We start from the raw sequence: 23,670 nt of genomic DNA on the forward strand, positions 1-23,670 counted from the left end.
CCAAGACGGGGAGGGGGCCCACAGTGCTCATCGACACCTTCGGCCGGGTGGCAACCGACCTGCGCGTCTCGCTCACCGACCGCTGCAATCTCCGCTGCACGTACTGCATGCCGGAAGAGGGCCTGCAGTGGCTCGCGAAGCCCGACCTGCTCACCGACGACGAGATCGTCCGGCTCATCCGCATCGCCGTCACCGACCTCGGCGTCACCGAGGTCCGCTTCACCGGCGGCGAACCCCTGCTCCGCCCCGGACTCGTCGGCATCGTCGAGCGCTGCGCGGCCCTGGAGCCGCGCCCCAGGATGTCCCTCACCACCAACGGCATCGGGCTCAAGCGCACCGCCGCCGCGCTCAAGGCCGCCGGCCTGGACCGGGTCAACGTCTCCCTGGACACCCTGCGGCCCGAGGTCTTCAAGACCCTGACCCGGCGCGACCGCCACCAGGACGTCCTCGACGGCATGGCCGCCGCCCGCGACGCCGGCCTCACCCCGGTCAAGGTCAACGCCGTCCTGATGCCCGGGCTCAACGCCGACGAGGCACCCGACCTGCTCGCCTGGGCGGTCGAGGAGGGCTACGAACTCCGCTTCATCGAGCAGATGCCGCTCGACGCCCAGCACGGCTGGAAGCGCGACGGCATGATCACCGCCGGGGACATCCTGGAGTCCCTGCGCACCCGCTTCGCCCTGACACCGGAAGGCGCCGACGAGCGCGGCTCCGCCCCCGCCGAGCGCTGGGTCGTCGACGGCGGACCGCACACCGTCGGCGTCATCGCCTCCGTCACCCGGCCGTTCTGCCGGGCCTGCGACCGTACCCGGCTCACCGCCGACGGCCAGGTGCGGACCTGCCTGTTCGCCACCGAGGAGACGGACCTGCGGGCCACCCTCCGCTCGGACGCCTCCGACGCCGAGGTCGCGGAGCTGTGGCGGAAGGCGATGTGGGGCAAGAAGGCCGGCTCCGGCCTCGACGACCCGGAGTTCCTCCAGCCCGACCGCCCGATGTCGGCGATCGGCGGCTGACCGCAGAGTCCCTCGGCCCGGACCGCGGCTAGGCCGACTCCCAGTCGGCCAGCGGTACGACGTCCTTGAGGAATCCCCGTACGCCCAGGAACTGGGACAGGTGCTCCCGGTGCTCCTCGCACGCGAGCCACGTCTTGCGGCGCTCGGGGGTGTGCAGCTTGGGGTTGTTCCACGCGAGGACCCAGACGGCGTCGGCGCGGCAGCCCTTGGCGGAACAGATCGGCTTCTCTTCGCTCACCTGATCATTGTCCAGCAAAGGCGATGCCGAGCAGCCACGGGGGGAGCTGCCCGGCATCGGTCTGTCGCTCCGACGGGGGATGCGGAGCGCGTACGCAGTATGTCACGGCACATGGGGTGCGGTGCACCGGAACTTCACGATTGATCTGAGCTTTTCTTGAGCTTTCCGGCCACTGTCCGTGATCAATTCTGGCCGTACGGTCGCTGCGTGTCCCCGCCGTTCCCGGCGTTCCCCTCCGAGGGGACCTCCCCGACTCCGAGCGCGGGCCGCACCGGAGCCGGTACGAACGTGGACGGAAGGGACGGGGCCGTCTCACGGCCCGCGTTCGCGATGACCACGGCGATGTAGGGGAGCAGGATCCCCAGGGCCAGCGCCACGATCGCCACGTGCCGCTCGACGTTCCACAGCACCGCCGCCGCGATCACCGACAGCGTCCGGACCGTCATCGAGATGACATAGCGCCGCTGGCGCCCCCGGACGTCGTCCGCGAGCCCCTGCCGCGCCCCCGTGATCCGGAAGACCTCGCCTCCGTCGCGCTTCGCCATCGCCGCCCACCATCCACCGGTCGCGCCGGACCCCGCCGGGTCCGGACCTCGTTCCACGGTACGCCCGCCCCTCCCGGCCGACGAGACCGGGGCACGGATGGAGCTGTCCGACATGCGGCGTATGACGGATGGGCCGAGACTGGGCGCACATGCGTACAAGGAGGCGACGATGAGTTGGTTGTGGGCGATCATCGTGGGATTCGTCCTGGGTCTGATCGCGAAGGCGATCCTGCCCGGTAAGCAGCAGATCCCGCTCTGGCTGACGACCGTGTTCGGCATTCTCGGCAGCGTGCTCGGCAACGCCGTCGCGACCTGGATCGGCGTCAACGACACCAAGGGCATCGACTGGACCCGCCACCTGCTCCAGCTCATCGGCGCCGTCGCCGTGGTCGGAGTGGGGGACATGCTGTGGGCCTCGATCAAGGGCAACAGACGACGGGCCTAGACGTCTTCGCCGGGACCCCGTACGCCGGAGGGCCCGGTACGGCACACCATCTGCCGTACCGGGCCCTCCGGCGTGTCCGGGTGTCAGGCGCCGGCCAGCTCGATCGCCGCCAGGTTCTTCTTGCCTCGCCGCAGCACCAGCCAGCGGCCGTGCAGCAGCTCCGCCGCCGACACCTCGGCGTCCTCGGCGGTGACCTTCACGTTGTTCACGTACGCCCCGCCCTCCTTCACCGTACGGCGCGCCGCCGACCTGCTCGGGGCCAGACCGACCTCGGTGAACAGGTCGACGACCTGGCCGAGCTCCGTCACCCGGGCGTGCGGCAGCTCGGACAGGGCGGCGGCCAGCGTCGCCTCGTCCAGCTCCGCCAGGTCGCCCTGGCCGAACAGCGCCTTGGAGGCGTCGATGACGGCCGCGCACTGGTCGGCGCCGTGCACCAGGGCGGTCAGCTCCTCGGCCAGCGCGCGCTGCGCGGCACGGGCCTGCGGCCGCTCGGCGGTCTGCCGCTCCAGCTCCTCCAGCTCCTCGCGGGACGAGAAGGAGAGGATCCGCATGTAGGTCGAGATGTCCCGGTCGTCCACGTTCAGCCAGAACTGGTAGAACGCGTACGGCGTCGTCATCTCCGGGTCGAGCCAGACGGCGCCGCTCTCGGTCTTGCCGAACTTGGTGCCGTCCGCCTTGACCATCAGCGGGGTCGCCAGCGCGTGCGCCTCGACGCCCGGCTCCAGCCGGTGGATCAGGTCGAGGCCGGCCACCAGGTTGCCCCACTGGTCCGAGCCGCCCTGCTGGAGGGTGCAGCCGTAGCGCCGGTACAGCTCCAGGAAGTCCATCGCCTGGAGCAGCTGGTAGCTGAACTCCGTGTAGCTGATGCCCTGCTCGGACTCCAGGCGCCGGGCCACGGAGTCCTTGGTCAGCATCTTGTTGACCCGGAAGTGCTTGCCGATGTCCCGCAGGAACTCGATCGCGGACATCCCGGCGGTCCAGTCCAGGTTGTTCACCATGACCGCGGCGTTCTCCCCCTCGAAGGAGAGGAACGGCTCGATCTGCGTCCGCAGCCGGTTCACCCAGTTCGCGACCGTCTCGGGGTCGTTCAGGGTGCGCTCCGCCGTCGGCCGCGGGTCACCGATCTGCCCGGTGGCCCCGCCGACCAGCGCCAGCGGCCGGTGCCCGGCCTGCTGGAGCCGGCGGACGGTGAGGACCTGGACCAGGTGGCCGACGTGGAGACTGGCCGCGGTCGGGTCGAAACCGCAATAGAAGGTGACGGGACCGTCCGCGAGAGCCTTGCGCAGTGCGTCCTCGTCGGTGGACTGGGCGAAGAGCCCACGCCACTTCAGCTCGTCGACGATGTCGGTCACGTCGTCCGTCTCCTTGTGCGTCCGGTGGGAAAAGTCGTCTCAGTCTAGGTGGGTCAGACCCCCTTGCTGACCGAGCTCATGTTGAAGTCGGGGATCCGCAGGGCGGGCATCGCCGCCCGGGTGAACCAGTCGCTCCACTCGCGCGGCAGCGTCTTCTCCGTCCGGCCCGCCTCGGAGGCCCGCGACAGCAGGTCCACCGGCGACTCGTTGAACCGGAAGTTGTTCACCTCGCCGACCACCTCGCCGTTCTCGACGAGGTACACGCCGTCCCGGGTCAGTCCGGTCAGCAGCAGCGTCGCCGGGTCGACCTCGCGGATGTACCAGAGGCAGGTGAGGAGCAGGCCCCGCTCCGTCGAGGCGACCATCTCCTCCAGGGAGCGTTCGCCGCCGCCGTCCAGGATCAGGTTCCCCGCGCCGGGGGCCACGGGCAGGCGGGTGAGTTCCGCCGAGTGCCGGGTGGTGATCAGCCGCTCCAGCCTTCCGTCCCGCACCCAGTCCGTGGGGGCGATCGGCAGGCCGTTGTCGAAGACGGAGGAGTCGTCGCCCGAGGAGTGGGCGACGACGAACGGCGCGGACTCCAGGCCCGGCTCGTTCGGGTCGCTGCGCAGGGTCAGCGGCAGCGGGGAGAGGGTCTCGCCGAGCCGGGTGCCGCCACCTGGCTTGGAGAAGACCGTACGGCCCTCGACCGCGTCCCGGGCCGTGGAGTTCCACAGCTGGTAGATCAGCAGGTCGGCCACGGCGGTAGGCGGCAGCAGCGTCTCGTACCGCCCGGCGGGCAGCTCGATCCGGCGCTCCGCCCAGCCCAGCCGGGTCGCCAGCTCGGCGTCGAGGGCGGCCGGGTCGACGTCCTTGAAGTCCCGCGTCGAGCGTCCGGCCCAGGCCGAGCGCGCGCGGTCGGGGGACTTGGCGTTCAGCTCCAGGGTCCCGTTGGGCTGGTCGTGCCGGAGCCGCAGCCCCGTCGACGTCCCCAGGTAGGTGGAGGTCAGCTCGTGGTGGGCGAAGCCGTAGAGCTCACGGCCGCCGGCCCGGGCGCGGGCGAAGGCCTCGCCGAGCGCCGGCGCGAAGTCGGCGAAGACCGCGGAGGAGGTCTCGGCCGGCGCGTCCGTGAAGTCGGGCGACGCGGGCACGTCCGTCACCAGCGGCTGGGCGTCCTCGGCGGGCCCGGCGGCCCGCGCGGCAGCCTCGGCGGCCCGCACCAGCGGCTCCAGGTCGTCGACGGTCACCGCGGACCGGGAGACGACACCGGAGGCAGTGCCCTGCGCGCCGTCGACGGTCGCGATGACGGTGAGGGTACGGCCGCGGGTGACCCCGTTGGTGGTGAGCGCGTTCCCCGCCCACCGCAGGTTCGCCGAGGACTCCTCGTCGGCGATGACGACACACCCGTCGGCGCGCGACAGCTCCAGGGCCCGCTCGACGATCTCGTACGGCTTGCTGACGCGGCTCATCGCCCGGCCTCCTGCGTCGTGTTGAGACAGTGCTTGCCCGGGGGGCGACCCCCGGACCCCCGGCAGATGTCGTGGCTGACGCTCATCGCCCGGCCTCCTGCGTCGTGTTGAGACGGTGCTTGCCCGGGGGGGCGACCCCCGGACCCCCGGCAGATGTCGTGGCTGACGCTCATCGCCCGGCCTCCTGCGTCGTGTTGAGACGGTGCTTGCCCGGGGGGCGACCCCCGGACCCCCGGCAGATGTCGTGGCTGACGCTCATCGCCCGGCCTCCTGCGTCGTGTTGAGGATGTTGACGCCCCGGAAGAGGGCGGAGGGGCAGCCGTGGGAGACGGCGGCGACCTGGCCCGGCTGGGCCTTGCCGCAGTTGAAGGCGCCGCCGAGGACGTACGTCTGCGGGCCGCCGACCTGCTCCATCGAGCCCCAGAAGTCCGTGGTCGTCGCCTGGTAGGCCACGTCCCGCAGCTGCCCGGCGAGCCGGCCGTTCTCGATGCGGAAGAAGCGCTGCCCGGTGAACTGGAAGTTGTAGCGCTGCATGTCGATCGACCAGGACCGGTCACCGACCACGTAGATCCCGCGCTCCACGCCCCCGATCAGATCCTCGGTCGACAGGCCGCCCGGGTCCGGCTGGAGGGAGACGTTCGCCATCCGCTGCATCGGCACGTGCGCGGGGGAGTCGGCGAAGGCGCAGCCGTTCGACCGGCCGAGACCGGTGAGCTTCGCGATCCGCCGGTCCAGCTGGTAGCCGACGAGCGTGCCGTCCTTCACCAGGTCCCAGCTCTGCGCCTCGACGCCCTCGTCGTCGAACCCGACGGTCGCCAGACCGTGCTCGGCCGTCCGGTCGCCCGTCACGTTCATGATCGAGGAGCCGTACGCCAGCTTGCCCAGCTGGTCGAAGGTCGCGAAGGACGTGCCGGCGTACGCCGCCTCGTAGCCCAGCGCCCGGTCCAGCTCGGTGGCGTGGCCGATGGACTCGTGAATGGTCAGCCAGAGGTTCGACGGGTCCACGACCAGGTCGTACCGGCCCGCCTCCACGCTCGGCGCCCGCATCTTCTCCGCGAGCAGCGCCGGGATCTCGTCCAGCTCCTTGTCCCAGTCCCAGCCGGTGCCCGTCAGGTACTCCCAGCCCCGTCCGACCGGCGGCGCGATCGTCCGCATCGAGTCGAACTCGCCGGTCGTCTCGTCGACCGCGACGGCCGTCAGCTGGGGGTGCAGCCGGACGCGCTGCTGGGTGGTCACGGTGCCGGCCGTGTCCGCATAGAACTTGTTCTCGTGGACGGTCAGCAGCGAGGCGTCCACGTGCGCCACGCCCTCCGCCCGCAGCAGCCGGGAGCTCCAGTCCGCGAGCAGCGCGCTCTTCTCCTCGGCGGGGATGGAGAAGGGGTCGATCTCGTACGAGGAGACCCAGGTGCGCTCCTCGTGCACCGGCTCCGCCGCGAGCTCCACGCGTTCGTCGGATCCGGCCGCCGCGATCACCTTGGCCGACAGCTTGGCCATGGCGACCGCCTGCGAGGCGACCTTGGCGGCTCCGTCCATCGTCAGGTCGACGCCGGACGCGAAGCCCCAGGCGCCGCCGTGCACCACCCGCACCGCGTAGCCGAGATCCGTGGTGTCCGAGGAACCGGACGGTTTGGCGTCGCGCAGCCGCCAGGAGGCGCTGCGCACCCGCTCCAGGCGGAAGTCCGCGTGCTCGGCGCCGAGCGCGCGCGCCCGGGCGAGCGCCGCGTCGGCGAGCGCCCGCAGGGGCAGCGCGACGAACGAAGGGTCGATCTGGTGGACCACGAGCGGCCTCGCTCTCGGTGATCGGAAGGCTGGGGTCGAGCAGGGATGGAGCTGTCGTTGATCTGCGTCGGAAGTCAATCACGGGACGCCGCGCGGAGTCGGCGCATTACGTGACGCGGGGCGGCCTGAGCTGTAGGGACCCGACAGTGACGCCCGGGCGCCACTGTCGGAGGTCGATTCCTCATGTCGGGAGCGATACCGATAGGTTTTCGGCTACCAGACCGCTATCGAAAGGGTGATCCGTTGAGCCGCTCGGTTCTCGTCACCGGAGGAAACCGGGGCATCGGCCTCGCCATCGCCCGCGCGTTCGCCGAGTCCGGCGACAAGGTCGCGATCACGTACCGCTCCGGCGACCCCGCCGAGCTGGAGAAGGACGGTTTCCTGGCCGTCAAGTGCGACATCACCGACTCCGAGCAGGTCGACCGGGCCTACAAGGAGATCGAGGAGAAGCACGGTCCGGTGGAGGTCCTCGTGGCCAACGCCGGCGTGACGAAGGACCAGCTCCTCATGCGGATGTCCGAGGAGGACTTCACCTCTGTCGTCGACACCAACCTCACCGGCACCTTCCGGGTCGTCAAGCGTGCCAACCGCGGGATGCTGCGCGCCAAGAAGGGCCGCGTCGTCCTGATCTCCTCGGTGGTCGGTCTGCTGGGCTCCGCGGGCCAGGCCAACTACGCCGCCTCGAAGGCCGGTCTGGTGGGCTTCGCCCGTTCCCTCGCGCGTGAGCTCGGCTCCCGCAACATCACCTTCAACGTCGTCGCCCCTGGTTTCGTCGACACCGACATGACCGCCGTGCTCACCGACGAGCAGCGCGCGGGCATCGTGTCCCAGGTGCCGCTGGGCCGCTACGCCCAGCCGGAGGAGATCGCCGCCGCGGTGTCGTTCCTCGCCTCCGACGACGCCTCGTACATCACTGGAGCCGTCATCCCGGTTGACGGCGGATTGGGCATGGGTCACTGACCATGAGCGGAATTCTCGAGGGCAAGCGCATCCTCATCACCGGTGTGCTGATGGAGTCCTCCATCGCCTTCCACGCCGCCAAGCTGGCCCAGGAGCAGGGCGCGGAGATCATTCTCACCGCCTGGCCGCGGCCGACGCTGACCGAGCGCATCGCCAAGAAGCTGCCCCACCCCGACAAGGTCAAGGTGCTGGAGCTCGACGTCTCGAACGACGAGCACCTCGCCCGCCTGGAGGGCCAGGTCCGCGAGCACCTGGGCGACCGCCTCGACGGCGTCGTGCACTCCATCGGCTTCGCGCCGCAGGACGCCCTCGGCGGCAACTTCCTCAACACCCCGTTCGAGTCCGTGGCCACCGCCATGCACGTCTCCGCCTTCTCCCTGAAGTCGCTGACGATGGCGCTGCTGCCGCTGATGAGCGAGGGCGGCTCGGTCGTCGGCCTCACCTTCGACGCGAAGTTCGCCTGGCCGCAGTACGACTGGATGGGCCCGGCCAAGGCCGCCCTGGAGGCCACCAGCCGCTACATGGCCCGTGACCTGGGCAAGCAGAACATCCGCTGCAACCTGATCTCGGCGGGCCCGCTCGGCTCGATGGCCGCGAAGTCGATCCCCGGCTTCGGCGAGCTGGCCTCCGTCTGGGACAGCCGCTCCCCGCTGGAGTGGGAGCTCACGGACCCGGAGCCGGCCGGCCGCGGCATCGTCGCGCTGCTCTCCGACTGGTTCCCGAAGACCACGGGCGAGATCATCCACGTGGACGGCGGTCTGCACGCCATCGGCGCGTAACCGCTCCGCACCGCGACACCAGGGCCGTGTGGCCGCCCCGAAGGGGACGGACACACGGCCCTCGCCGTTCCGCAAGCCGTGCACGACTCGAAAAGTCGAACGAACCACCCCAGACTGGGGCAGAGCGCGATGCTACTGCTGCTGACGGGGAGGAGGTACGGGCATGCACGCGATACGTCACGGGTTCGGCGCGTTCGTCTCCGTCGCCGTACTGCTCACCGGGACAGCCGTCGCCGCAGAGGTCCGGGCGGCGCCTGCCCCGGCCGAGGAAGCGCCCGCGGCCGCCCCGGCGGCGGACGAGAAGGAGAACTTCGGCGCCTCCTGCCAGACCGTCGTCCAGGGCTCGACCGTCACCGCCCACTGCCGGAACCCGTACCCCCGCACCGACCGGGTCCGCCTCCACGTCGAGTGCGAGCGCTGGTGGGACGTCGACTCCGACAGCGCCCCCGTGGAGGTCGCCCCCGCCGACTACGGCAGCATCACCGGCCGCTGCTGGAAGGAGGTCCGGTCCGCCTGGATCACGCACCAGCCGGCGGACGGGACTCCCGACCCGACTCCGGTACGGGGCTCCTGAGGCACATGTAGGGGTAGCCGGCGGCCTCCGTGCCCGCCCGCTCCGCGTCGCCCTTCCGGATCGCGTCCACCAGCCGCCCGTGGTCCATCCAGTTCTCCGGCAGCAGCACCTGCCCGACGTCGTCGCGCAGCCACTCCCGCAGCAGGTCGCCGAGGTCGGCGTAGAGCTCGGTGAGCACCTCGTTGCCCGAGGCGGCGACGACCGCGTGGTGGAAGGCCGCGTCGGTGGTCACGAACCGTTCGGCGTCACCGGACTCCCAGGCCTCCTCCCGGCGGACCAGCAGGGCGTCGAGCTGCTTCAGGTCGCGCTCGCCGCGCCGCGCGGCCGCGAGGCGTGCCGCGGCGGACTCCAGGGTCGAGCGCAGCTCGGCGACGTGCCGGGGGTCGGAGCCGGCGAAGCGGCGGTGCATGACGCCGGCCAGCTCGCTGGTGGCGACGACGTACGTCCCGGAGCCCTGGCGGATGTCGAGGAGCCCGTTGTGGGCCAGGGCCCGGACCGCCTCGCGCACGGTGTTGCGGGCCACGCCCAGCTGCTCGACCAGCTCGGGCTCGGTCGGGATCCGTGAGCCCACCGGCCACTCGCCGGAGGTGATCTGGTTCCGCAGCTCGGCGATCACCTGATCGGAGAGGCCTGCGCGCCGGGGGTGGCCGAGGGCCATGGAGCACCTTCCCATTCGTCCGGGTCGCCCACATCGTTCGGAACTGGACAACCAATCATCCCATGATTCTATGATGGCTCCATGCCTGACGAGCCGAAGACCCTCGACCCCGCCGCACGACCGGCCACGACCACCACTCCGGCGGCCACCACGACCCCGCACGGAGCCGCCGTCACCGGCGATTCTCCCGTACCGGGGCGGGCGCAGCGCTGGACCCTCGGCCTCGTCACCCTCGGACTCGTCCTGGCCGCCCTCAACCTCCGCCCCGCCATCACCAGCCTCGGCGCCCTCCTCGAAGAGGTCAGCGCGGACCTCCACATGAGCGGCACCGTCGCCGGCGTCCTCACCTCCGTCCCCCCGCTCTGCTTCGCCGTCTTCGGCATCACCGCCCCGCGCCTCGCCCGCCGCTTCGGCCCCGCCGCCGTCGTCTGCGCGGGCATGGCCGCGATCTTCGCCGGCCTGGTCCTGCGCCCCTTCGCCGGCGGCACCGTCGGCTTCCTGGCCGCCAGCGCCCTCGCCCTCATGGGCATCGCCGTCAGCAACGTCCTGATGCCCGTCATCGTCAAGCGGTACTTCCCCGACCGCATCGGCAGCATGACCGGCCTCTACTCCATGGCCCTCGCGCTCGGCACCTCCGTCGCCGCGGCCGCGACCGTCCCCATGACCGCGGCCCTCGGCGGCGACTGGCGCATCGGCCTCGGCGTCTGGGCGGCCGTCGCCGCACTGGCCGTCCTGCCCTGGATCCCCCTCGTCCGCGACCGGGACCGCGGCCCCGCCAGGACCGGGAAGGCCGCCACGACCAAGACCGCCGGAGCCGCCGCCGCGACCGAGGCCCCCGCCCCCCGCATCACCCGCAGCCGCACCGCCTGGGCCCTCGGCTGCTACTTCGGCCTCCAGGCCACCGGCGCGTACATCACCATGGGCTGGATGCCGCAGATCTTCCGTGACGCCGGCGTCCCCGCCTCCACCGCGGGTGTCCTCCTCGCCGTCACCATGGTCATGGGCGTCCCGCTCGCCTTCGTGATCCCCCGGCTCGCCACCCGCATGAAGAACCAGGGCCCGATCGTCGTGGCCCTCGGCCTCTGCGGCCTCGCCGGTTACACCGGCCTCTTCCTCGCCCCGTCCGCCGGCGCCTGGTTCTGGGCGGTCCTCCTCGGCGTCTCCAACTGCTCCTTCCCGCTCGCCCTCACGATGATCGGCATGCGCTCGCGCACCGGCGCGGGAGTCGTCCGGCTCTCCGCCTTCGCCCAGAGCGTCGGCTACCTCATCTCCATCCCCGGCCCCCTCCTCGTCGGCGTCCTCTACCAGCACAGCGGCGGCTGGGGCCTCCCCATCGCCCTCATGGGCGGGCTCATGGTGCCGCAGATGATCATCGGTATCCTGGCGGGGCGGGACCGGACCGTCGAGGACGAATGCTGAGATGCGAGACTGTCGCCATGCCAGTTCTCGAACCCAGTCCTCCCAACGGCCAGAAGAAGCTGCTCCTCGTGTTCGGCGCGATGATCGGCATCACGGTCGTCATCGGCGTCATCGCCTCGATCGCCTCCCCCTGACACCGGCCCCGCCACCCCGGGGTGGGGCTGACCCCCGTATCCCCTAGGGGGCAGGACTCAGGGTCGAGTGGGTGGATCACCGGATGGGCCGAGCGGCCCGCGCTCCCTACCGTGGACACGACAGGGAAAGCGAAGCCCTCACCCACGGAGGCGGTCATGTCGGCCCACACGTCCACCCGCGTCCGCCCCGGGACGGCCGGCGCCGACACCCGGCTGCCCTGGTGGGCCCTCGCCCTCCCGGCGGCCGCCTTCCTCGCCCTCCTGCTGCTGATGAGCGGGTCGGGTGAGGCGCACGCGGCGGCCGGCGGCCCGGGCGTCGGAGGGTTCCTGGAGCTGGTCCGGCAAACGCTCTCACTCTGAGTCGGCGCGGCCCGATTCGTGCGAAGCTGAGAACCATGAGCGTCGACACACCCCGCAGGATCGTGCTGCTCCGACACGCGAAGGCCGACTGGAACCAGGAGGCCGACCACGAGCGCCCCCTCGCCGACCGGGGCCGCGCGGACGCCCCCGTAGCCGGCCGCCGCCTCGCCGACACCGGCATCGCCTTCGACCTGGCCCTCTGCTCCACCGCCACCAGGACCCGCGAGACCTGGAAGCTGGCCGTACAGGCCCTCCCCGAGCGCCCGAAGACCGTCTACGAGGACCGGCTGTACGAGGCCTCGCTCGGCGAGCTCATCGCCCTGCTCAACGAGACCTCCGAGGACGTCTCCGACCTCCTCGTCATCGGCCACAACCCGGGCATGCACGCCCTCGCCGACGCCCTCTCGGGCCAGGCCGAGGGCGACACGCTGTCCCGGATGACCCGCAGTGGCTTCCCGACCTCCGCCTTCGCCGTCCTCGCCTACGACGGCTCGTGGAAGTCCCTGGAGCACGGCGCCGGACGCCTCGTCGAGTTCTGGACCCCGCACCCCTGACCCGTACGCGGAAGGGCCCGGCCGTCACCCGACGGCCGGGCCCTTCCGCGTACGCACGTCAGTGCAGCAGGTCCTCGGCGCCGCCGTCCGCCGCCTCGACCTCCTCGCGGGTGATCCCCAGCAGGTACAGCACGGTGTCCAGGAACGGCACGTTCACCGCCGTGTGCGCGGCCTCCCGCACCACCGGCTTCGCGTTGAACGCCACGCCGAGACCGGCCGCGTTCAGCATGTCCAGGTCGTTCGCCCCGTCGCCGATCGCCACGGTCTGCGCCAGCGGCACCCCCGCCTCCGCCGCGAACCGGCGCAGCAGCCGCGCCTTGCCCGCCCGGTCCACGATCTCGCCGGTCACCCGCCCGGTCAGCTTCCCGTCCACGATCTCCAGGGTGTTGGCCGAGGCGAAGTCCAGCCCCAGCCGCTCCTTCAGATCGTCGGTGACCTGCGTGAACCCGCCCGAGACGACCCCCACCTGGTAGCCGAGCCGCTTGAGCGTACGGATCAGGGTCCGGGCGCCCGGCGTCAGCCGCACCTCGGAGCGCACCTTGTCGACCACCGAGGCGTCGAGGCCGGCGAGCAGCGCCACGCGCGCGTGGAGGGACTGCTCGAAGTCCAGCTCGCCGCGCATCGCGGCGGCCGTCACCTCGGCGACCCGGTCCTCGCACCCGGCGTGCGCCGCGAAGAGCTCGATCACCTCGTCCTGGATGAGCGTCGAGTCGACGTCCATGACGACGAGCCGCTGGGCCCGCCGGTGCAGCCCCGCGGAGACCACCGCGACATCCACCCCGATGGTGTGCGCCTGGGTGGCGAGGGCGGTCCGCAGCGGCGCGGTCTCGCAGCCGGAGACGGCGAACTCGACGGCGGTGACCGGGTACTTCGCCAGCCGGAAGACCCGGTCGATGTTGCCGCCGGCCTCCGCGATCCTGGCCGCTATGGCCGCCGTCTGCTCCGCCGTCAGCGGGTTGCCCAGCACGGTGACGTGCGAGCGCCCCTCGCCCCGGGGACGGTTGTCGCCCGTGCCGGAGATGATCTCGGCCTGGAGCTTCAGCGACTCGGCCCAGCTGTGCACGGTCGCGCGGAGCTCGCCCGGCGGGGCGACGGTCGGCTCGGTGACGAGCGCGCACAGGACGAGGCGGCCGCGGGAGACGACCTGCTCGATGTCCACGACGTCGACGGAGTAGGCGGCGAGGGTGTCGAAGAGTCCCGCGGTGATCCCGGGACGGTCCTTCCCGAAGATCTTGACGAGAAGGGTGGGAACGTCTGAGGTCTGCGATGCGCTCATGGTGCTTCCACCGTATCGGGCGGCGTGCGCCCCCCGGCCCCCCGTCCCGCCCAGCGGACACCCGGGCGGCCCCGGGCCCGGCCCGGGGGAGCGTCCCCGGAGACCCGTGCCGGGTCTTCACGCGGCCCGACTTTCGGAGAGGGGACCGGGCCTGAAATAGTTCCCCCGGATGATTCGCATCCCTGGACTCCCCGCGACGGGGGTACATCGGGGGACAAGTAGTGGGGCATGGAGTGCCAGAACTCGTACTGGAATTGAACGGAAGGACCTGGACGCTCGATCCGTCCAGGTCGTACACCCTGGGCCGCGACCCGCAGGGGGACCTGGTCATCGACGATGCCAGGGTCTCGTGGCGGCACGCCACCATCAGCTGGGGCGGCCGCAGTTGGGTCATCGAGGACCACGGCTCGACGAACGGCACGTTCCTGCGGGGACAGCGCGTCCACCAGGTGGAGATCGGGCCCGGCTCGGCCCTCAACCTCGGCAACGCCACCGACGGCCCCCGGCTGAATCTCGCCGCCGCCCCGTCGCAGCGGCAGGCCCCGGCGCCGCAGCAGGCCCCGGCCCACCAGGTCCCCGCCCACCAGCCGGCCGAACAGGCCGAGTGGATCACGCACCAGGCCCCGCCGCAGGCCCCGCAGCAGAACTGGCAGCAGCAGGCCCCGCACCAGCAGGTCCCGCCCCAGCAGGGCCACGGCGGCCCCGTCGAGCAGTTGGCGCAGAAGGTGCCCGGCCAGGGAGGCGGCGCGGCAGGGCCCTCGGCGGCCTATGCCGACCGCAGCCCCACCACGTTCCACCAGCTGTCCCTCGGCCACGTCATGCGCATCGGCCGTGCCCTCGAGAACGAGCTGGTCGTCTCCGACCTCCAGGTCTCGCGGCACCACGCCGAGTTCCACGCGACGCCCGACGGACGCTTCGAGATCCGCGACCTCGGCTCGCACAACGGCACGTACGTCAACGGCCAGCCGATCACCAAGGGCGGCTCCGCCCTCCTCGGTCCCCAGGACATCGTCGGCGTCGGCCACTCGACCTTCCGGCTGGTCGGCGGCCAGCTCGAGGAGTTCGTCGACACCGGCTCCGTCTCCTTCTCGGCCCGCCACCTCACGGTCACGGTCGACGGCGGCAAGCAGATCCTCAAGGACGTCTCCTTCGGCGTCCCCGAGAAGTCGCTGATCGGCGTCATCGGCCCCTCCGGCTCCGGAAAGTCCACCCTGCTCAAGGCGCTGACCGGCTACCGCCCGGCCAACGAGGGCGACGTCCTCTACGACAACCGAAGCCTCTACAAGCAGTTCGCCGAACTGCGCCAGCGCATCGGACTGGTCCCGCAGGACGACATCCTGCACAAGGAGCTGACCGTCCAGAAGGCCCTGCGCTACGCGGCCAAGCTCCGCTTCCCCGGCGACACCGCGACGGCCGAGCGCGAGGCCCGGATCGGCGAGGTGCTCCGCGAGCTCAAGCTGGACATCCACAAGGAGAAGAAGGTCACCTCCCTCTCCGGTGGCCAGCGCAAGCGCGTCTCGGTCGCCCTGGAGCTCCTCACCAAGCCGTCGCTGATCTTCCTGGACGAGCCGACCTCCGGCCTCGACCCGGGCATGGACCGCGACGTCATGCAGCTGCTCCGCGGCCTCGCCGACGACGGCCGCACGGTCCTCGTCGTCACCCACTCGGTGGCCGAGCTGGGCCTCTGCGACAAGCTGCTCGTCATGGCCCCCGGTGGTTCGGTGGCGTACTTCGGCCCGCCGGACGAGGCACTGAACTTCTTCGGCTACTCCACCTGGGCCGATGTCTTCTCCGCCTTCGAGAACTACCGCGACTACGACTGGGCGGGCCGCTGGAAGGGCTCGCAGCACTACCAGCTGTACGCCGCGGACATCGACTCCGTCGCCGCGCAGCCCGTCCAGATGCCGCAGCAGGCGATGTCCCGGCCGCCGAAGCCGCAGGGCTGGGGCTCCCAGCTGTGGACCCTGATCCGGCGCTACGTCTCCGTCATCGCCTCCGACGTGGGCTTCATGGCCCTGATGGTGATCCTGCCGGCCGTCCTCGGCGCGGTGTCCGTGGTCATCCCCGCCGACTTCGGCCTCGGGAAGCCCACGCCCCCGTCCCGGTTCAACGGCGACGCCGGCACGATCATGCTGATCCTCGCGGTCGGCATGTGCTTCAGCGGCGCCGCCAACTCGGTCCGCGAGCTGATCAAGGAACGGGTCATCTACGAGCGGGAGCGCGCCGTCGGCCTGTCCCGCTCCGCGTACCTGATGTCCAAGGTCATCGTCCTCGGCGTGATCACGGCCATCCAGGGCGTGATCATCTGCGCCATCGGCTTCTCGACCCGGGCGCTGCCCGAAGAGGGCCTGCTGATGCCGCCGGCCGTCGAGCTGTGCATCCAGGTCATCGGCCTCGGCCTGACCTCGATGATGGTCGGCCTGGTCATCTCCGCGCTGGTGAAGACCGCAGAGAAGACCATGCCGCTGCTCGTCATGTTCGCGATCATCCAGGTCGTGTTCACCGGCATCCTCTTCCAGGTCTACGACTCGCCCGGCCTGGAGCAGTTCGCCTGGCTCATGCCCTCCCGCTGGGGCATCGCCGGCGCCGGCGCGACCCTGGACCTGGCGCACCTGATGCCGCCGTGGGACCAGAAGAACCCGGCGAACACCGACCCGCTGTGGGAGCACACCGTCGGCCAGTGGAGCCTCGACCTCGGCATCCAGCTGTTCATGGCGGCGATCTGCTGCGTCGCCGTGGCGCGTCTGCTGCGCCGCCACGAGCCCGAGGTCATGCGCAAGTGACCGCCTGAACGACCGGTACGCCGAAGGGCGGCGCCCCCAGCACGGGGGCGCCGCCCTTCGGCGTACGACAGCGGGTGACCGGGTGCGGTCAGTACGCGCTGTTGACGTTGTCGATCGAGCCGTAGCGGTCGGCCGCGTAGTTGGCGGCGGCGACCAGGTTGGCGACCGGGTCGTACTGATCGAACTTGGTGCCCGGGATGTGGTACGTCTTGAAGGTCGGGTAGATGACCTGCAGAAGACCCTTCGACGGGATGCCGTTGATGGCGTTGATGTCCCAGTTGTTGATGGCCCGCGGGTTGCCGCTGGACTCCCGCATGATGTTCTTGTGCAGGCCGTTGTACGTGCCCGGGATGTTGTGCTTGTCCATGATGAACAGCGCCTCGCGGATCCAGCCGTCGAGGTTGTTCGCGAAGACGGGGGTACGGGCCACGGAACGGCTCGCGGCCGTCTTCGCCGCGGCGCGCTTCTTCGCGTCGGCCTTCGCCTTCGCCGCGGCCTTCGCCCTGGCGTCCGCCTTCGCCTTCGCGGCGGCCTTGGCCTGGGCGTCCGCCTTGGCCTTCGCGGCCGCGTCGGCCTTCGCCTTGGCGGCGGCCTTGGCCTTCGCCGCGGCCTCCTGCTGGGCCTTCAGACCGACGGTGGTCTGCTGCTCGGTGACGCTGGCCGCCAGGGCCTTCGCCTGGGGGCTGTTCGCGTTGTAGGACCAGGCCACCTGCTGCGTACCGGAGAGAGCCTGGGGCTCGGTCTCGGTGGAGCCGTTGTGCGGCACCAGGGAGAGGGTGAGCGCGGCGGCGCCCAGGGCGGCGACACCGGCGATCGTGGCCTTGTGGGTCTTCTTCAGACCACGGATGTGGCCAGGGGTGTTCGCAGACATAACGGACTACCTCTTCGAATCGCTGGGGGTCGTCGCACGGCCGGGGCGGCGCTGCGCCTTCATCGGCGGCGACGAGGGCAATTCTTAGCGGCCGCAAAATGCTGTGGCAAAGGTGTGACGTACGATCCCGGGTAGTGGATCAGGGACCCGTGCACCCGCCACAGAAGCGCCCTTATGTCCGTCTCACACCACCCTGACCCCCCTGTCCGGGGTCCACTAGGCCCCTTCGTAAGTGACCTGGGTCCTATGCGCGGGCTCACATCGGGCGCGTAACGAACTGACCAGGCGTTGCGGCAGCAATGCGCACGGTGAGTCCCCTCCTCCGCAGGGAGGACACGATCCCCCGGGCCCTCCGACCTAAGACCGGCCTAGGTCCCCGGTCCCCCTCCTCCGGTCTCCGGACGGATACGGACCGTCACGGCCCGCCGGTACGGTGAACACATGAGCCACCGACCGAGCTCCGGCCTGGCCGCCGTGAGCACCGCGCTCCTCGCGATGAGCCGCCATCTGGAGGTCCGCGACGTCCTCAAGACGATCGTCGCCTCCGCACGCGAGCTGCTCGACGCCGAGTACGCGGCCCTGGGCGTCCCCGACGACCACGGGGGCTTCGCCCAGTTCGTGGTGGACGGCGTCAGCGACGAGCAGTGGAAGGCGATCGGCCCGCTGCCCCGGCAGCACGGCATCCTCGCGGCGATGCTCCACAAGGCCGAGCCCGAGCGGCTCGCCGACGTCCGGCAGGACCCCCGCTTCGAGGGCTGGCCCGACGCCCACCCCGAGATGTCCGACTTCCTCGGCCTGCCCGTCCGGGACGGGGACGAGACCCTCGGCGCCCTCTTCCTCGCCAACAAGCGCTGCGCCAGGGAGACCGGGAGCTGCGGCTTCACGGCCGAGGACGAGGAACTCCTGTCGATCCTGGCCCAGCACGCGGCCATCGCCCTCACCAACGCGCGCCTGTACGAGCGCAGCCGCGAGCTGACCATCGCCGAGGAGCGCTCCCGCCTGGCCCACGAGCTGCACGACGCCGTCAGCCAGAAGCTCTTCTCGCTCCGGCTGACCGCCCAGGCCGCCGCCGCCCTCGTGGACCGCGACCCGGCCCGTGCCAAGGGCGAGCTCCAGCAGGTCGCCGCGCTCGCCGCCGAGGCCGCCGACGAGCTCCGCGCCGCCGTCGTCGAGCTCCGCCCCGCCGCACTCGACGAGGACGGCCTCGTTCACACCCTCCGCACCCACATCCAGGTCCTGGACCGCGCCCACACCGCCCGGGTCACCTTCGAGAGCCCCGGCACGCGCGCGCTGCCCGCCGCACAGGAGGAGGCCGTGCTCCGGGTCGCCCAGGAGGCCCTGCACAACGCCCTGCGGCACGCGGACGCCGCCCGCGTCGCCGTGGCCCTCACCCGCGCGGGCCAGGGCGCCCGGCTCACCGTCACCGACGACGGCAAGGGCTTCGACCCGCGTACGGTCCGCAGCGCGGGGCGCCACCTCGGCCTGGTCTCCATGCGGGACCGGGCCGGCGGCGTCGGCGGATCGCTCACCGTGACCTCGGCCCCCGGCGAGGGCACCACGATCGAGATGGAGGTTCCCGGTGGCTGACCGACGGGTCCGTGTCCTGCTCGTCGACGACCACCAGGTGGTCCGCAGGGGCCTGCGGACCTTCCTGGAGGTGCAGGACGACATAGAGGTGGTGGGGGAGGCCTCCGACGGCGCCGAGGGCGTCGCCCGGGCCGAGGAGCTCCGCCCCGACGTGGTCCTCATGGACGTGAAGATGCCGGGGACCGACGGCATCGAGGCGCTGAAGCGCCTGCGCGCCCTCGACAACCCCGCGAAGGTGCTCGTTGTCACGAGCTTCACCGAGCAGCGGACGGTGGTCCCCGCGCTGCGCGCCGGCGCCTCCGGGTACGTCTACAAGGACATCGACCCCGAGGCACTGGCCGGCGCGATCCGCTCCGTGCACGCCGGGCACGTCCTGCTCCAGCCCGAGGTCGCGGGCGCCCTGCTCGCCCAGGACGACTCCCACGGGGGCACGGGACGCGGCTCGACCCTCACCGAGCGGGAGCGCGAGGTCCTCGGCCTGATCGCGGACGGCCGGTCCAACCGCGAGATCGCCCGCGCGCTCGTCCTCTCCGAGAAGACGGTCAAGACGCACGTCTCGAACATCCTCATGAAGCTCGACCTCGCGGACCGCACACAGGCGGCCCTCTGGGCGGTCCGGCACGGCCTCAGCCCCTGACGCGCCCCCCTATGCGCCGGGCGCACGACCGTTCTGTCCTTCATACCGTCGTGTGGATGTCCCCCGTTCGGCGCAACCCGGCGGGGCGTGCCGCGTTGTCCAGGGCGTGCTGCGGCTGACCGGCCGCAGCGACGACCAGGAGGATGTACCAAGTGAAGAACCTCAAGAAGGCCGCCGCCCTCACCATGGTCGCCGGTGGCATCGTCGCCGCCGGTGCCGGTGTCGCCTCCGCCCACGGCGCCGAGGCCACGGGACAGGCCCTCAACTCGCCGGGCGTCGCGTCCGGCAACCTGGTGCAGGTCCCGGTCCACGTCCCCGTGAACGTCTCCGGCAACACGGTCAACGTGATCGGCCTGCTCAACCCGGCCTTCGGCAACCACGCCCTCAACGGCTGACCACCCCATGACGGACCGGCCCCCGGGGAATCCCCCGGGGGCCGGCCTGTCTCCCGGCCACGGCTCCCGCCCCGAACGCACGAACCGGGCCCGCTGGCGGGGCGCCGACAGGGCCCCGTGCCGACCGTGCCCACTCCCGGTCGTACGGCCAGGGCCCGCCCGCGGCGCACGAACCGTGCCCGCCCCGGGGCGCCGAGAGGGCCCGTGCCGACCGCGCCCGCTCCCGGCGCGGCGGGGGACCCCCCGTACGAGTGGGACGCACGGCGCGCCGGTCAGCCGACGCCCCCCGGCGCACCTCCAGAGCCCCCCCGGCGCACCTCCAGAGGCGGCGCTGGCCATTGTCGGGGAGGACGCGGTGCACCGCGTCCTCCCCGACAATGGCCAGCGCCGCCTCGTCCGGCGACACCGCCCCGGCCAGCAGGGCGTTGCCCCAAGCAGCCAGGCGTCCTGAGCGTGGTTCCGAAAGCATTCCCCAAGACTAGGGGGACTCCCGGGCGCCCCGGGGCGGACTCCAAGGACGGCCTGGGGACCGGCCCGCTCCGTCGATAACGTAGGTTTTCCCCTGGACGCCGCGCCCACCGGCGCAAGGCGACGACTCGAACGCAAGGGGAGACAACGCGCTCATGAGCGATGTACTGGAGCTGGTGGACGTATCCGTGGTCCGCGACGGACGGGCTCTGGTGGACGAGGTCTCCTGGTCGGTCAAGGAGGGCGAGCGCTGGGTGATCCTCGGACCCAACGGCGCCGGCAAGACCACCCTTCTGAACATCGCCTCCAGCTACCTCTTCCCCACCCGGGGCACCGCCCGCATCCTGGGCGAGCAGCTCGGCGGCGTCGGCACCGACGTGTTCGAGCTCCGCCCCCGCATCGGCATGGCCGGCATCGCCATGGCGGAGAAGCTCCCCAAGAGCCAGACCGTCCTGCAGACCGTGCTCACCGCCGCGTACGGCATGACCGCCACGTGGAACGAGGACTACGACCCGGTCGACGAGCAGCGCGCCAAGGCCTTCCTCGACCGCCTCGGCATGAACGACTACCTGGACCGGCGGTTCGGCACCCTCTCCGAGGGCGAGCGCAAGCGCACCCTGATCGCCCGCGCCATGATGACCGACCCCGAGCTGCTCCTCCTCGACGAGCCCGCCGCCGGCCTCGACCTCGGCGGCCGCGAGGACCTGGTCCGCCGTCTCGGCCGCCTCGCCCGCGACCCGTACGCCCCCTCCATGATCATGGTCACCCACCACGTCGAGGAGATCGCGCCAGGCTTCACCCACGTCCTGATGATCCGTCAGGGCAAGGTGCTCGCGGCCGGCCCGGTCGAGATGGAACTGACCTCGCGCAACCTCTCGCACTGCTTCGGCCTGCCGCTCGTCGTCGAGCGCGTCGGCGACCGCTGGACCGCCCACGGACTGCCCCTCAGGTAGCCGGCGCGGCGCCGACGTCCCGCACAGCCGTCCGTGCCCTGTCCCGGAGGACCCCACCGCCCTACCATGACCATGTGGACATCGACGCATGGGTGTGGTGGCTGATCGGCGCGGTGGGGCTCGGCATTCCGCTGGTCCTGACCGCGATGCCCGAATTCGGCATGTTCTCCGTCGGAGCGGTGGCGGGGGCGGTGACCGCGGCCCTCGGCTTCGGCATCGTCCCCCAGGTACTCGTCTTCGTGGTCGTCTCGGTCGCGCTGATCGCGGTGGTCCGCCCGATCGCCGCCCGCCACCGGGGACCCCAACACGCCTCCGGGGTCGACGCCCTGAGGGGGCGTCAGGCGGTCGTGCTGGAACGGGTCGACGCGGCCGGCGGCGGTCGCATCAAGCTCGCGGGGGAGATCTGGTCCGCCCGCGCGCTCGACCCCGACCAGGCCTTCGAACCGGGCCGGCAGGTCGACGTCGTGGACATCGACGGGGCCACCGCCGTCGTCATGTGACCGAACCTCACCCATGACGCCCGGTCATCTGGGAAACTCGATCATCGAAAGCAACCCGGCAGTCAACCGGCAGCGAAGGGCACGGGGAACACGATGTCAGCAGTCATCATCGTCCTGATCATTCTGGTGGTGCTCGTCTTCATCGCCCTGATCAAGACGATTCAGGTCATCCCGCAGGCGAGCGCGGCGATCGTGGAGCGCTTCGGCCGCTACACCCGCACGCTCAACGCCGGACTGAACATCGTCGTCCCGTTCATCGACTCGATCCGCAACCGGATCGACCTCCGCGAGCAGGTCGTCCCGTTCCCGCCGCAGCCGGTGATCACCCAGGACAACCTCGTGGTCAACATCGACACGGTCATCTACTACCAGGTGACCGACGCGAGGGCCGCGACCTACGAGGTCGCCAGCTACATCCAGGCGATCGAGCAGCTCACCGTCACCACCCTCCGCAACATCATCGGAGGCATGGACCTGGAGCGGACCCTGACCTCCCGCGAGGAGATCAACGCGGCCCTCCGCGGCGTCCTCGACGAGGCCACCGGCAAGTGGGGCATCCGCGTCAACCGCGTCGAGCTCAAGGCGATCGAGCCGCCGACCTCCATCCAGGACTCGATGGAGAAGCAGATGCGCGCCGAGCGCGACAAGCGCGCCGCCATCCTCACCGCCGAGGGCACCCGCCAGTCCGCCATCCTCACCGCCGAGGGCGAGAAGCAGTCCGCGATCCTCCGCGCCGAGGGCGAGTCCAAGGCGGCCGCCCTGCGCGCCGAGGGCGAGGCCCAGGCCGTCCGCACGGTCTTCGAGGCCATCCACGCCGGTGACCCGGACCAGAAGCTGCTCTCCTACCAGTACCTCCAGATGCTCCCGAAGATCGCCGAGGGCGACGCCAACAAGCTCTGGATCGTGCCCAGCGAGATCGGCGACGCGCTCAAGGGCCTCTCGGGCGCCTTCGGCAACAAGGACGGCAGCGTCCCCGGCTTCAACACCAAGACGGTCGGGGCCCAGCGCCGGGACGAACCCCCGGTTGACTGACACGTACACGTAATCTTCGTGCATGATCGGTCCGAGCCCCTCGACCCTGACGATCTCAGGGCGGGGAGGCGACTCACTGACCATGTAAGGAGATGGCGTTGTCCATCTGGGAAGCCCTGGCAGTCTTCGCCGCCGGCATCGGCGCCGGCACCATCAACACCATCGTCGGATCGGGGACGCTCATCACGTTCCCGGTCCTCCTCGCGACCGGACTCCCCCCGATCACCGCGAACGTCTCCAACGCCCTGGGACTCGTCCCCGGCTCCATCAGCGGCGCCATCGGCTACCGCGCCGAACTCAAGGGCCAGAAGCACCGGATCATCCGCCTCGGCGCCGCCGCCCTCGTCGGCGGCCTGATCGGCGCGATCCTGCTCCTCGCCCTGCCGTCCGACGCCTTCGACGCGATCGTCCCCGTCCTCATCGGCCTCGCGCTCGTCCTGGTCGTCCTCCAGCCCCGCATCGCCGCCGTCGTCAAGCGCCGCCGCGAGCAGACCGGCACCGAGGCCCACCCCGACGGAGGCCCCGCCCTCCTCGTCGGACTCCTCCTCGCCAGCATGTACGGCGGATACTTCGGCGCCGCCCAGGGCGTGCTCTACCTCTCCCTGATGGGCCTGCTGCTCCACGACACCCTGCAGCGGATCAACGCCGTCAAGAACATCCTCGGCGCCCTCGTCAACGGCGTCGCGGCCGTTTTCTTCCTCTTCGTCGCCGAGTTCGACTGGACGGCGGTCCTGCTCATCGCCGTCGGCTCCACCATCGGCGGCCAGATCGGCGCCAAGGTGGGCCGCAGGCTGCCTCCCACGGTCCTGCGCGGGGTGATCATCGCCGTCGGCGTCATCGCCATCCTCCAGCTGACCCTCCGCTAGTACGCCCCCACGGACACGACGGAGGGCCCGCCTCCCCTGGTGGGGGG

Annotated in this window: 25 protein-coding genes; 17 read left to right on the forward strand and 8 right to left on the reverse strand. The window is 71.3% G+C overall.

Annotated elements, in window-relative coordinates; genetic code table 11:
* The first annotated feature begins 23 nt into the window (after positions 1-23).
* Positions 24-1,013: a GTP 3',8-cyclase MoaA gene (gene moaA, locus EAO70_RS22955; RefSeq protein ID WP_187283992.1), complete on the forward strand. Its 990-nt coding sequence runs from the start codon at positions 24-26 to the stop codon at positions 1,011-1,013.
* 28 nt (positions 1,014-1,041) lie between these two features.
* On the opposite strand, the gene EAO70_RS22960 is transcribed toward moaA, so the two are convergent.
* Together EAO70_RS22960 and EAO70_RS22965 are read right to left on the reverse strand one after the other, a co-directional pair.
* Positions 1,042-1,251, reverse strand: a complete 210-nt coding sequence (locus tag EAO70_RS22960; RefSeq protein ID WP_148004689.1) for a hypothetical protein — start codon at positions 1,249-1,251, stop codon at positions 1,042-1,044.
* A 182-nt stretch (positions 1,252-1,433) separates the two neighbouring features.
* Positions 1,434-1,796, reverse strand: a complete 363-nt coding sequence (locus EAO70_RS22965) for a DUF3099 domain-containing protein (protein WP_148004690.1) — start codon at positions 1,794-1,796, stop codon at positions 1,434-1,436.
* 169 nt (positions 1,797-1,965) lie between these two features.
* On the opposite strand from EAO70_RS22965, the gene EAO70_RS22970 reads away from it, so the two are divergent.
* Entirely contained in the window at positions 1,966-2,241 is a 276-nt protein-coding gene (locus EAO70_RS22970) for a GlsB/YeaQ/YmgE family stress response membrane protein (RefSeq protein WP_148004691.1), read from the forward strand.
* 83 nt (positions 2,242-2,324) lie between these two features.
* Here EAO70_RS22970 and tyrS read toward each other — a convergent pair whose 3' ends face one another.
* The 3 genes from tyrS to EAO70_RS22985 all read right to left on the reverse strand — a co-directional run bounded on the left by tyrS (position 2,325) and on the right by EAO70_RS22985 (position 6,817).
* Positions 2,325-3,593 carry a tyrosine--tRNA ligase gene (gene tyrS / locus EAO70_RS22975; protein WP_148004692.1) on the reverse strand — a complete coding sequence of 423 codons (1,269 nt, stop codon included), beginning with the start codon at positions 3,591-3,593 and terminating at the stop codon, positions 2,325-2,327.
* Between the two features lie 53 nt (positions 3,594-3,646).
* Entirely contained in the window at positions 3,647-5,038 is a 1,392-nt protein-coding gene (locus tag EAO70_RS22980; protein ID WP_148004693.1) for a metallopeptidase TldD-related protein, read from the reverse strand.
* Positions 5,039-5,293: 255 nt separating this feature from the next.
* Positions 5,294-6,817: a TldD/PmbA family protein gene (locus tag EAO70_RS22985; protein WP_148004694.1), complete on the reverse strand. Its 1,524-nt coding sequence runs from the start codon at positions 6,815-6,817 to the stop codon at positions 5,294-5,296.
* Positions 6,818-7,060: 243 nt separating this feature from the next.
* Between EAO70_RS22985 and fabG the strand changes: the two genes are divergently transcribed.
* The 3 genes from fabG to EAO70_RS23000 all read left to right on the forward strand — a co-directional run bounded on the left by fabG (position 7,061) and on the right by EAO70_RS23000 (position 9,130).
* Positions 7,061-7,777, forward strand: a complete 717-nt coding sequence (gene fabG, locus EAO70_RS22990; protein WP_148004695.1) for a 3-oxoacyl-[acyl-carrier-protein] reductase — start codon at positions 7,061-7,063, stop codon at positions 7,775-7,777.
* A 2-nt stretch (positions 7,778-7,779) separates the two neighbouring features.
* The gene (gene fabI, locus EAO70_RS22995) at positions 7,780-8,556 is read left to right on the forward strand and encodes an enoyl-ACP reductase FabI (protein WP_148004696.1); all 777 of its coding nucleotides are present in this window, start codon (positions 7,780-7,782) and stop codon (positions 8,554-8,556) included.
* Positions 8,557-8,719: 163 nt separating this feature from the next.
* Positions 8,720-9,130 carry a hypothetical protein gene (locus EAO70_RS23000; RefSeq protein WP_148004697.1) on the forward strand — a complete coding sequence of 137 codons (411 nt, stop codon included), beginning with the start codon at positions 8,720-8,722 and terminating at the stop codon, positions 9,128-9,130.
* Here EAO70_RS23000 and EAO70_RS23005 read toward each other — a convergent pair.
* Positions 9,075-9,788, reverse strand: a complete 714-nt coding sequence (locus tag EAO70_RS23005; RefSeq protein ID WP_148004698.1) for a FadR/GntR family transcriptional regulator — start codon at positions 9,786-9,788, stop codon at positions 9,075-9,077. The two genes, EAO70_RS23000 and EAO70_RS23005, sit on opposite strands and share 56 nt — an antisense overlap.
* 81 nt (positions 9,789-9,869) lie before the next feature.
* On the opposite strand from EAO70_RS23005, the gene EAO70_RS23010 reads away from it, so the two are divergent.
* From EAO70_RS23010 to EAO70_RS23020, 4 genes are all read left to right on the forward strand, one after another.
* Positions 9,870-11,207 carry a CynX/NimT family MFS transporter gene (locus EAO70_RS23010; RefSeq protein WP_148004699.1) on the forward strand — a complete coding sequence of 446 codons (1,338 nt, stop codon included), beginning with the start codon at positions 9,870-9,872 and terminating at the stop codon, positions 11,205-11,207.
* Between the two features lie 17 nt (positions 11,208-11,224).
* Positions 11,225-11,341, forward strand: coding sequence for an SGM_5486 family transporter-associated protein (locus EAO70_RS39460; protein WP_261992991.1), 117 nt, complete (start codon positions 11,225-11,227; stop codon positions 11,339-11,341).
* A gap of 156 nt (positions 11,342-11,497) precedes the next feature.
* On the forward strand, positions 11,498-11,701 hold the full coding sequence (locus tag EAO70_RS23015) for a hypothetical protein (protein WP_148004700.1): 204 nt from the start codon (positions 11,498-11,500) through the stop codon (positions 11,699-11,701).
* Between the two features lie 35 nt (positions 11,702-11,736).
* On the forward strand, positions 11,737-12,255 hold the full coding sequence (locus EAO70_RS23020; RefSeq protein WP_148004701.1) for a SixA phosphatase family protein: 519 nt from the start codon (positions 11,737-11,739) through the stop codon (positions 12,253-12,255).
* Positions 12,256-12,313: 58 nt separating this feature from the next.
* Here EAO70_RS23020 and serB read toward each other — a convergent pair whose 3' ends face one another.
* The gene (serB, locus tag EAO70_RS23025; protein WP_148004702.1) at positions 12,314-13,531 is read right to left on the reverse strand and encodes a phosphoserine phosphatase SerB; all 1,218 of its coding nucleotides are present in this window, start codon (positions 13,529-13,531) and stop codon (positions 12,314-12,316) included.
* Positions 13,532-13,752: 221 nt separating this feature from the next.
* Here serB and EAO70_RS23030 point away from each other — a divergent pair, with 221 nt between their 5' ends.
* Positions 13,753-16,314 (forward strand): FHA domain-containing protein, encoded by a 2,562-nt coding sequence (locus EAO70_RS23030; RefSeq protein ID WP_148004703.1) that lies wholly within the window; start codon positions 13,753-13,755, stop codon positions 16,312-16,314.
* Between the two features lie 88 nt (positions 16,315-16,402).
* Here EAO70_RS23030 and EAO70_RS23035 read toward each other — a convergent pair whose 3' ends face one another.
* Entirely contained in the window at positions 16,403-17,185 is a 783-nt protein-coding gene (locus tag EAO70_RS23035) for a transglycosylase SLT domain-containing protein (RefSeq protein ID WP_148004704.1), read from the reverse strand.
* Between the two features lie 441 nt (positions 17,186-17,626).
* On the opposite strand from EAO70_RS23035, the gene EAO70_RS23040 reads away from it, so the two are divergent.
* The 7 genes from EAO70_RS23040 to EAO70_RS23075 all read left to right on the forward strand — a co-directional run bounded on the left by EAO70_RS23040 (position 17,627) and on the right by EAO70_RS23075 (position 23,623).
* Entirely contained in the window at positions 17,627-18,772 is a 1,146-nt protein-coding gene (locus tag EAO70_RS23040; RefSeq protein WP_148004705.1) for a GAF domain-containing sensor histidine kinase, read from the forward strand.
* Positions 18,765-19,409 carry a response regulator gene (locus EAO70_RS23045; RefSeq protein WP_148004706.1) on the forward strand — a complete coding sequence of 215 codons (645 nt, stop codon included), beginning with the start codon at positions 18,765-18,767 and terminating at the stop codon, positions 19,407-19,409. The genes EAO70_RS23040 and EAO70_RS23045 overlap by 8 nt, the downstream gene beginning before the upstream one ends.
* 152 nt (positions 19,410-19,561) lie before the next feature.
* The gene (locus EAO70_RS23050) at positions 19,562-19,804 is read left to right on the forward strand and encodes a chaplin (protein WP_030322753.1); all 243 of its coding nucleotides are present in this window, start codon (positions 19,562-19,564) and stop codon (positions 19,802-19,804) included.
* A 623-nt stretch (positions 19,805-20,427) separates the two neighbouring features.
* Positions 20,428-21,225: an ABC transporter ATP-binding protein gene (locus EAO70_RS23060; RefSeq protein WP_148004708.1), complete on the forward strand. Its 798-nt coding sequence runs from the start codon at positions 20,428-20,430 to the stop codon at positions 21,223-21,225.
* Between the two features lie 74 nt (positions 21,226-21,299).
* Positions 21,300-21,725, forward strand: a complete 426-nt coding sequence (locus tag EAO70_RS23065; RefSeq protein ID WP_148004709.1) for an NfeD family protein — start codon at positions 21,300-21,302, stop codon at positions 21,723-21,725.
* A gap of 93 nt (positions 21,726-21,818) precedes the next feature.
* A complete protein-coding gene (locus EAO70_RS23070) occupies positions 21,819-22,757 on the forward strand; it encodes an SPFH domain-containing protein (protein WP_148004710.1) in 939 nt (312 codons plus the stop codon).
* Between the two features lie 92 nt (positions 22,758-22,849).
* Positions 22,850-23,623 (forward strand): sulfite exporter TauE/SafE family protein, encoded by a 774-nt coding sequence (locus EAO70_RS23075; protein WP_187283993.1) that lies wholly within the window; start codon positions 22,850-22,852, stop codon positions 23,621-23,623.
* Positions 23,624-23,670 lie beyond the last annotated feature (47 nt).

The organism is Streptomyces sp. adm13(2018), assembly GCF_008042145.1.
Taxonomy (GTDB): Bacteria; Actinomycetota; Actinomycetes; order Streptomycetales; family Streptomycetaceae; genus Streptomyces.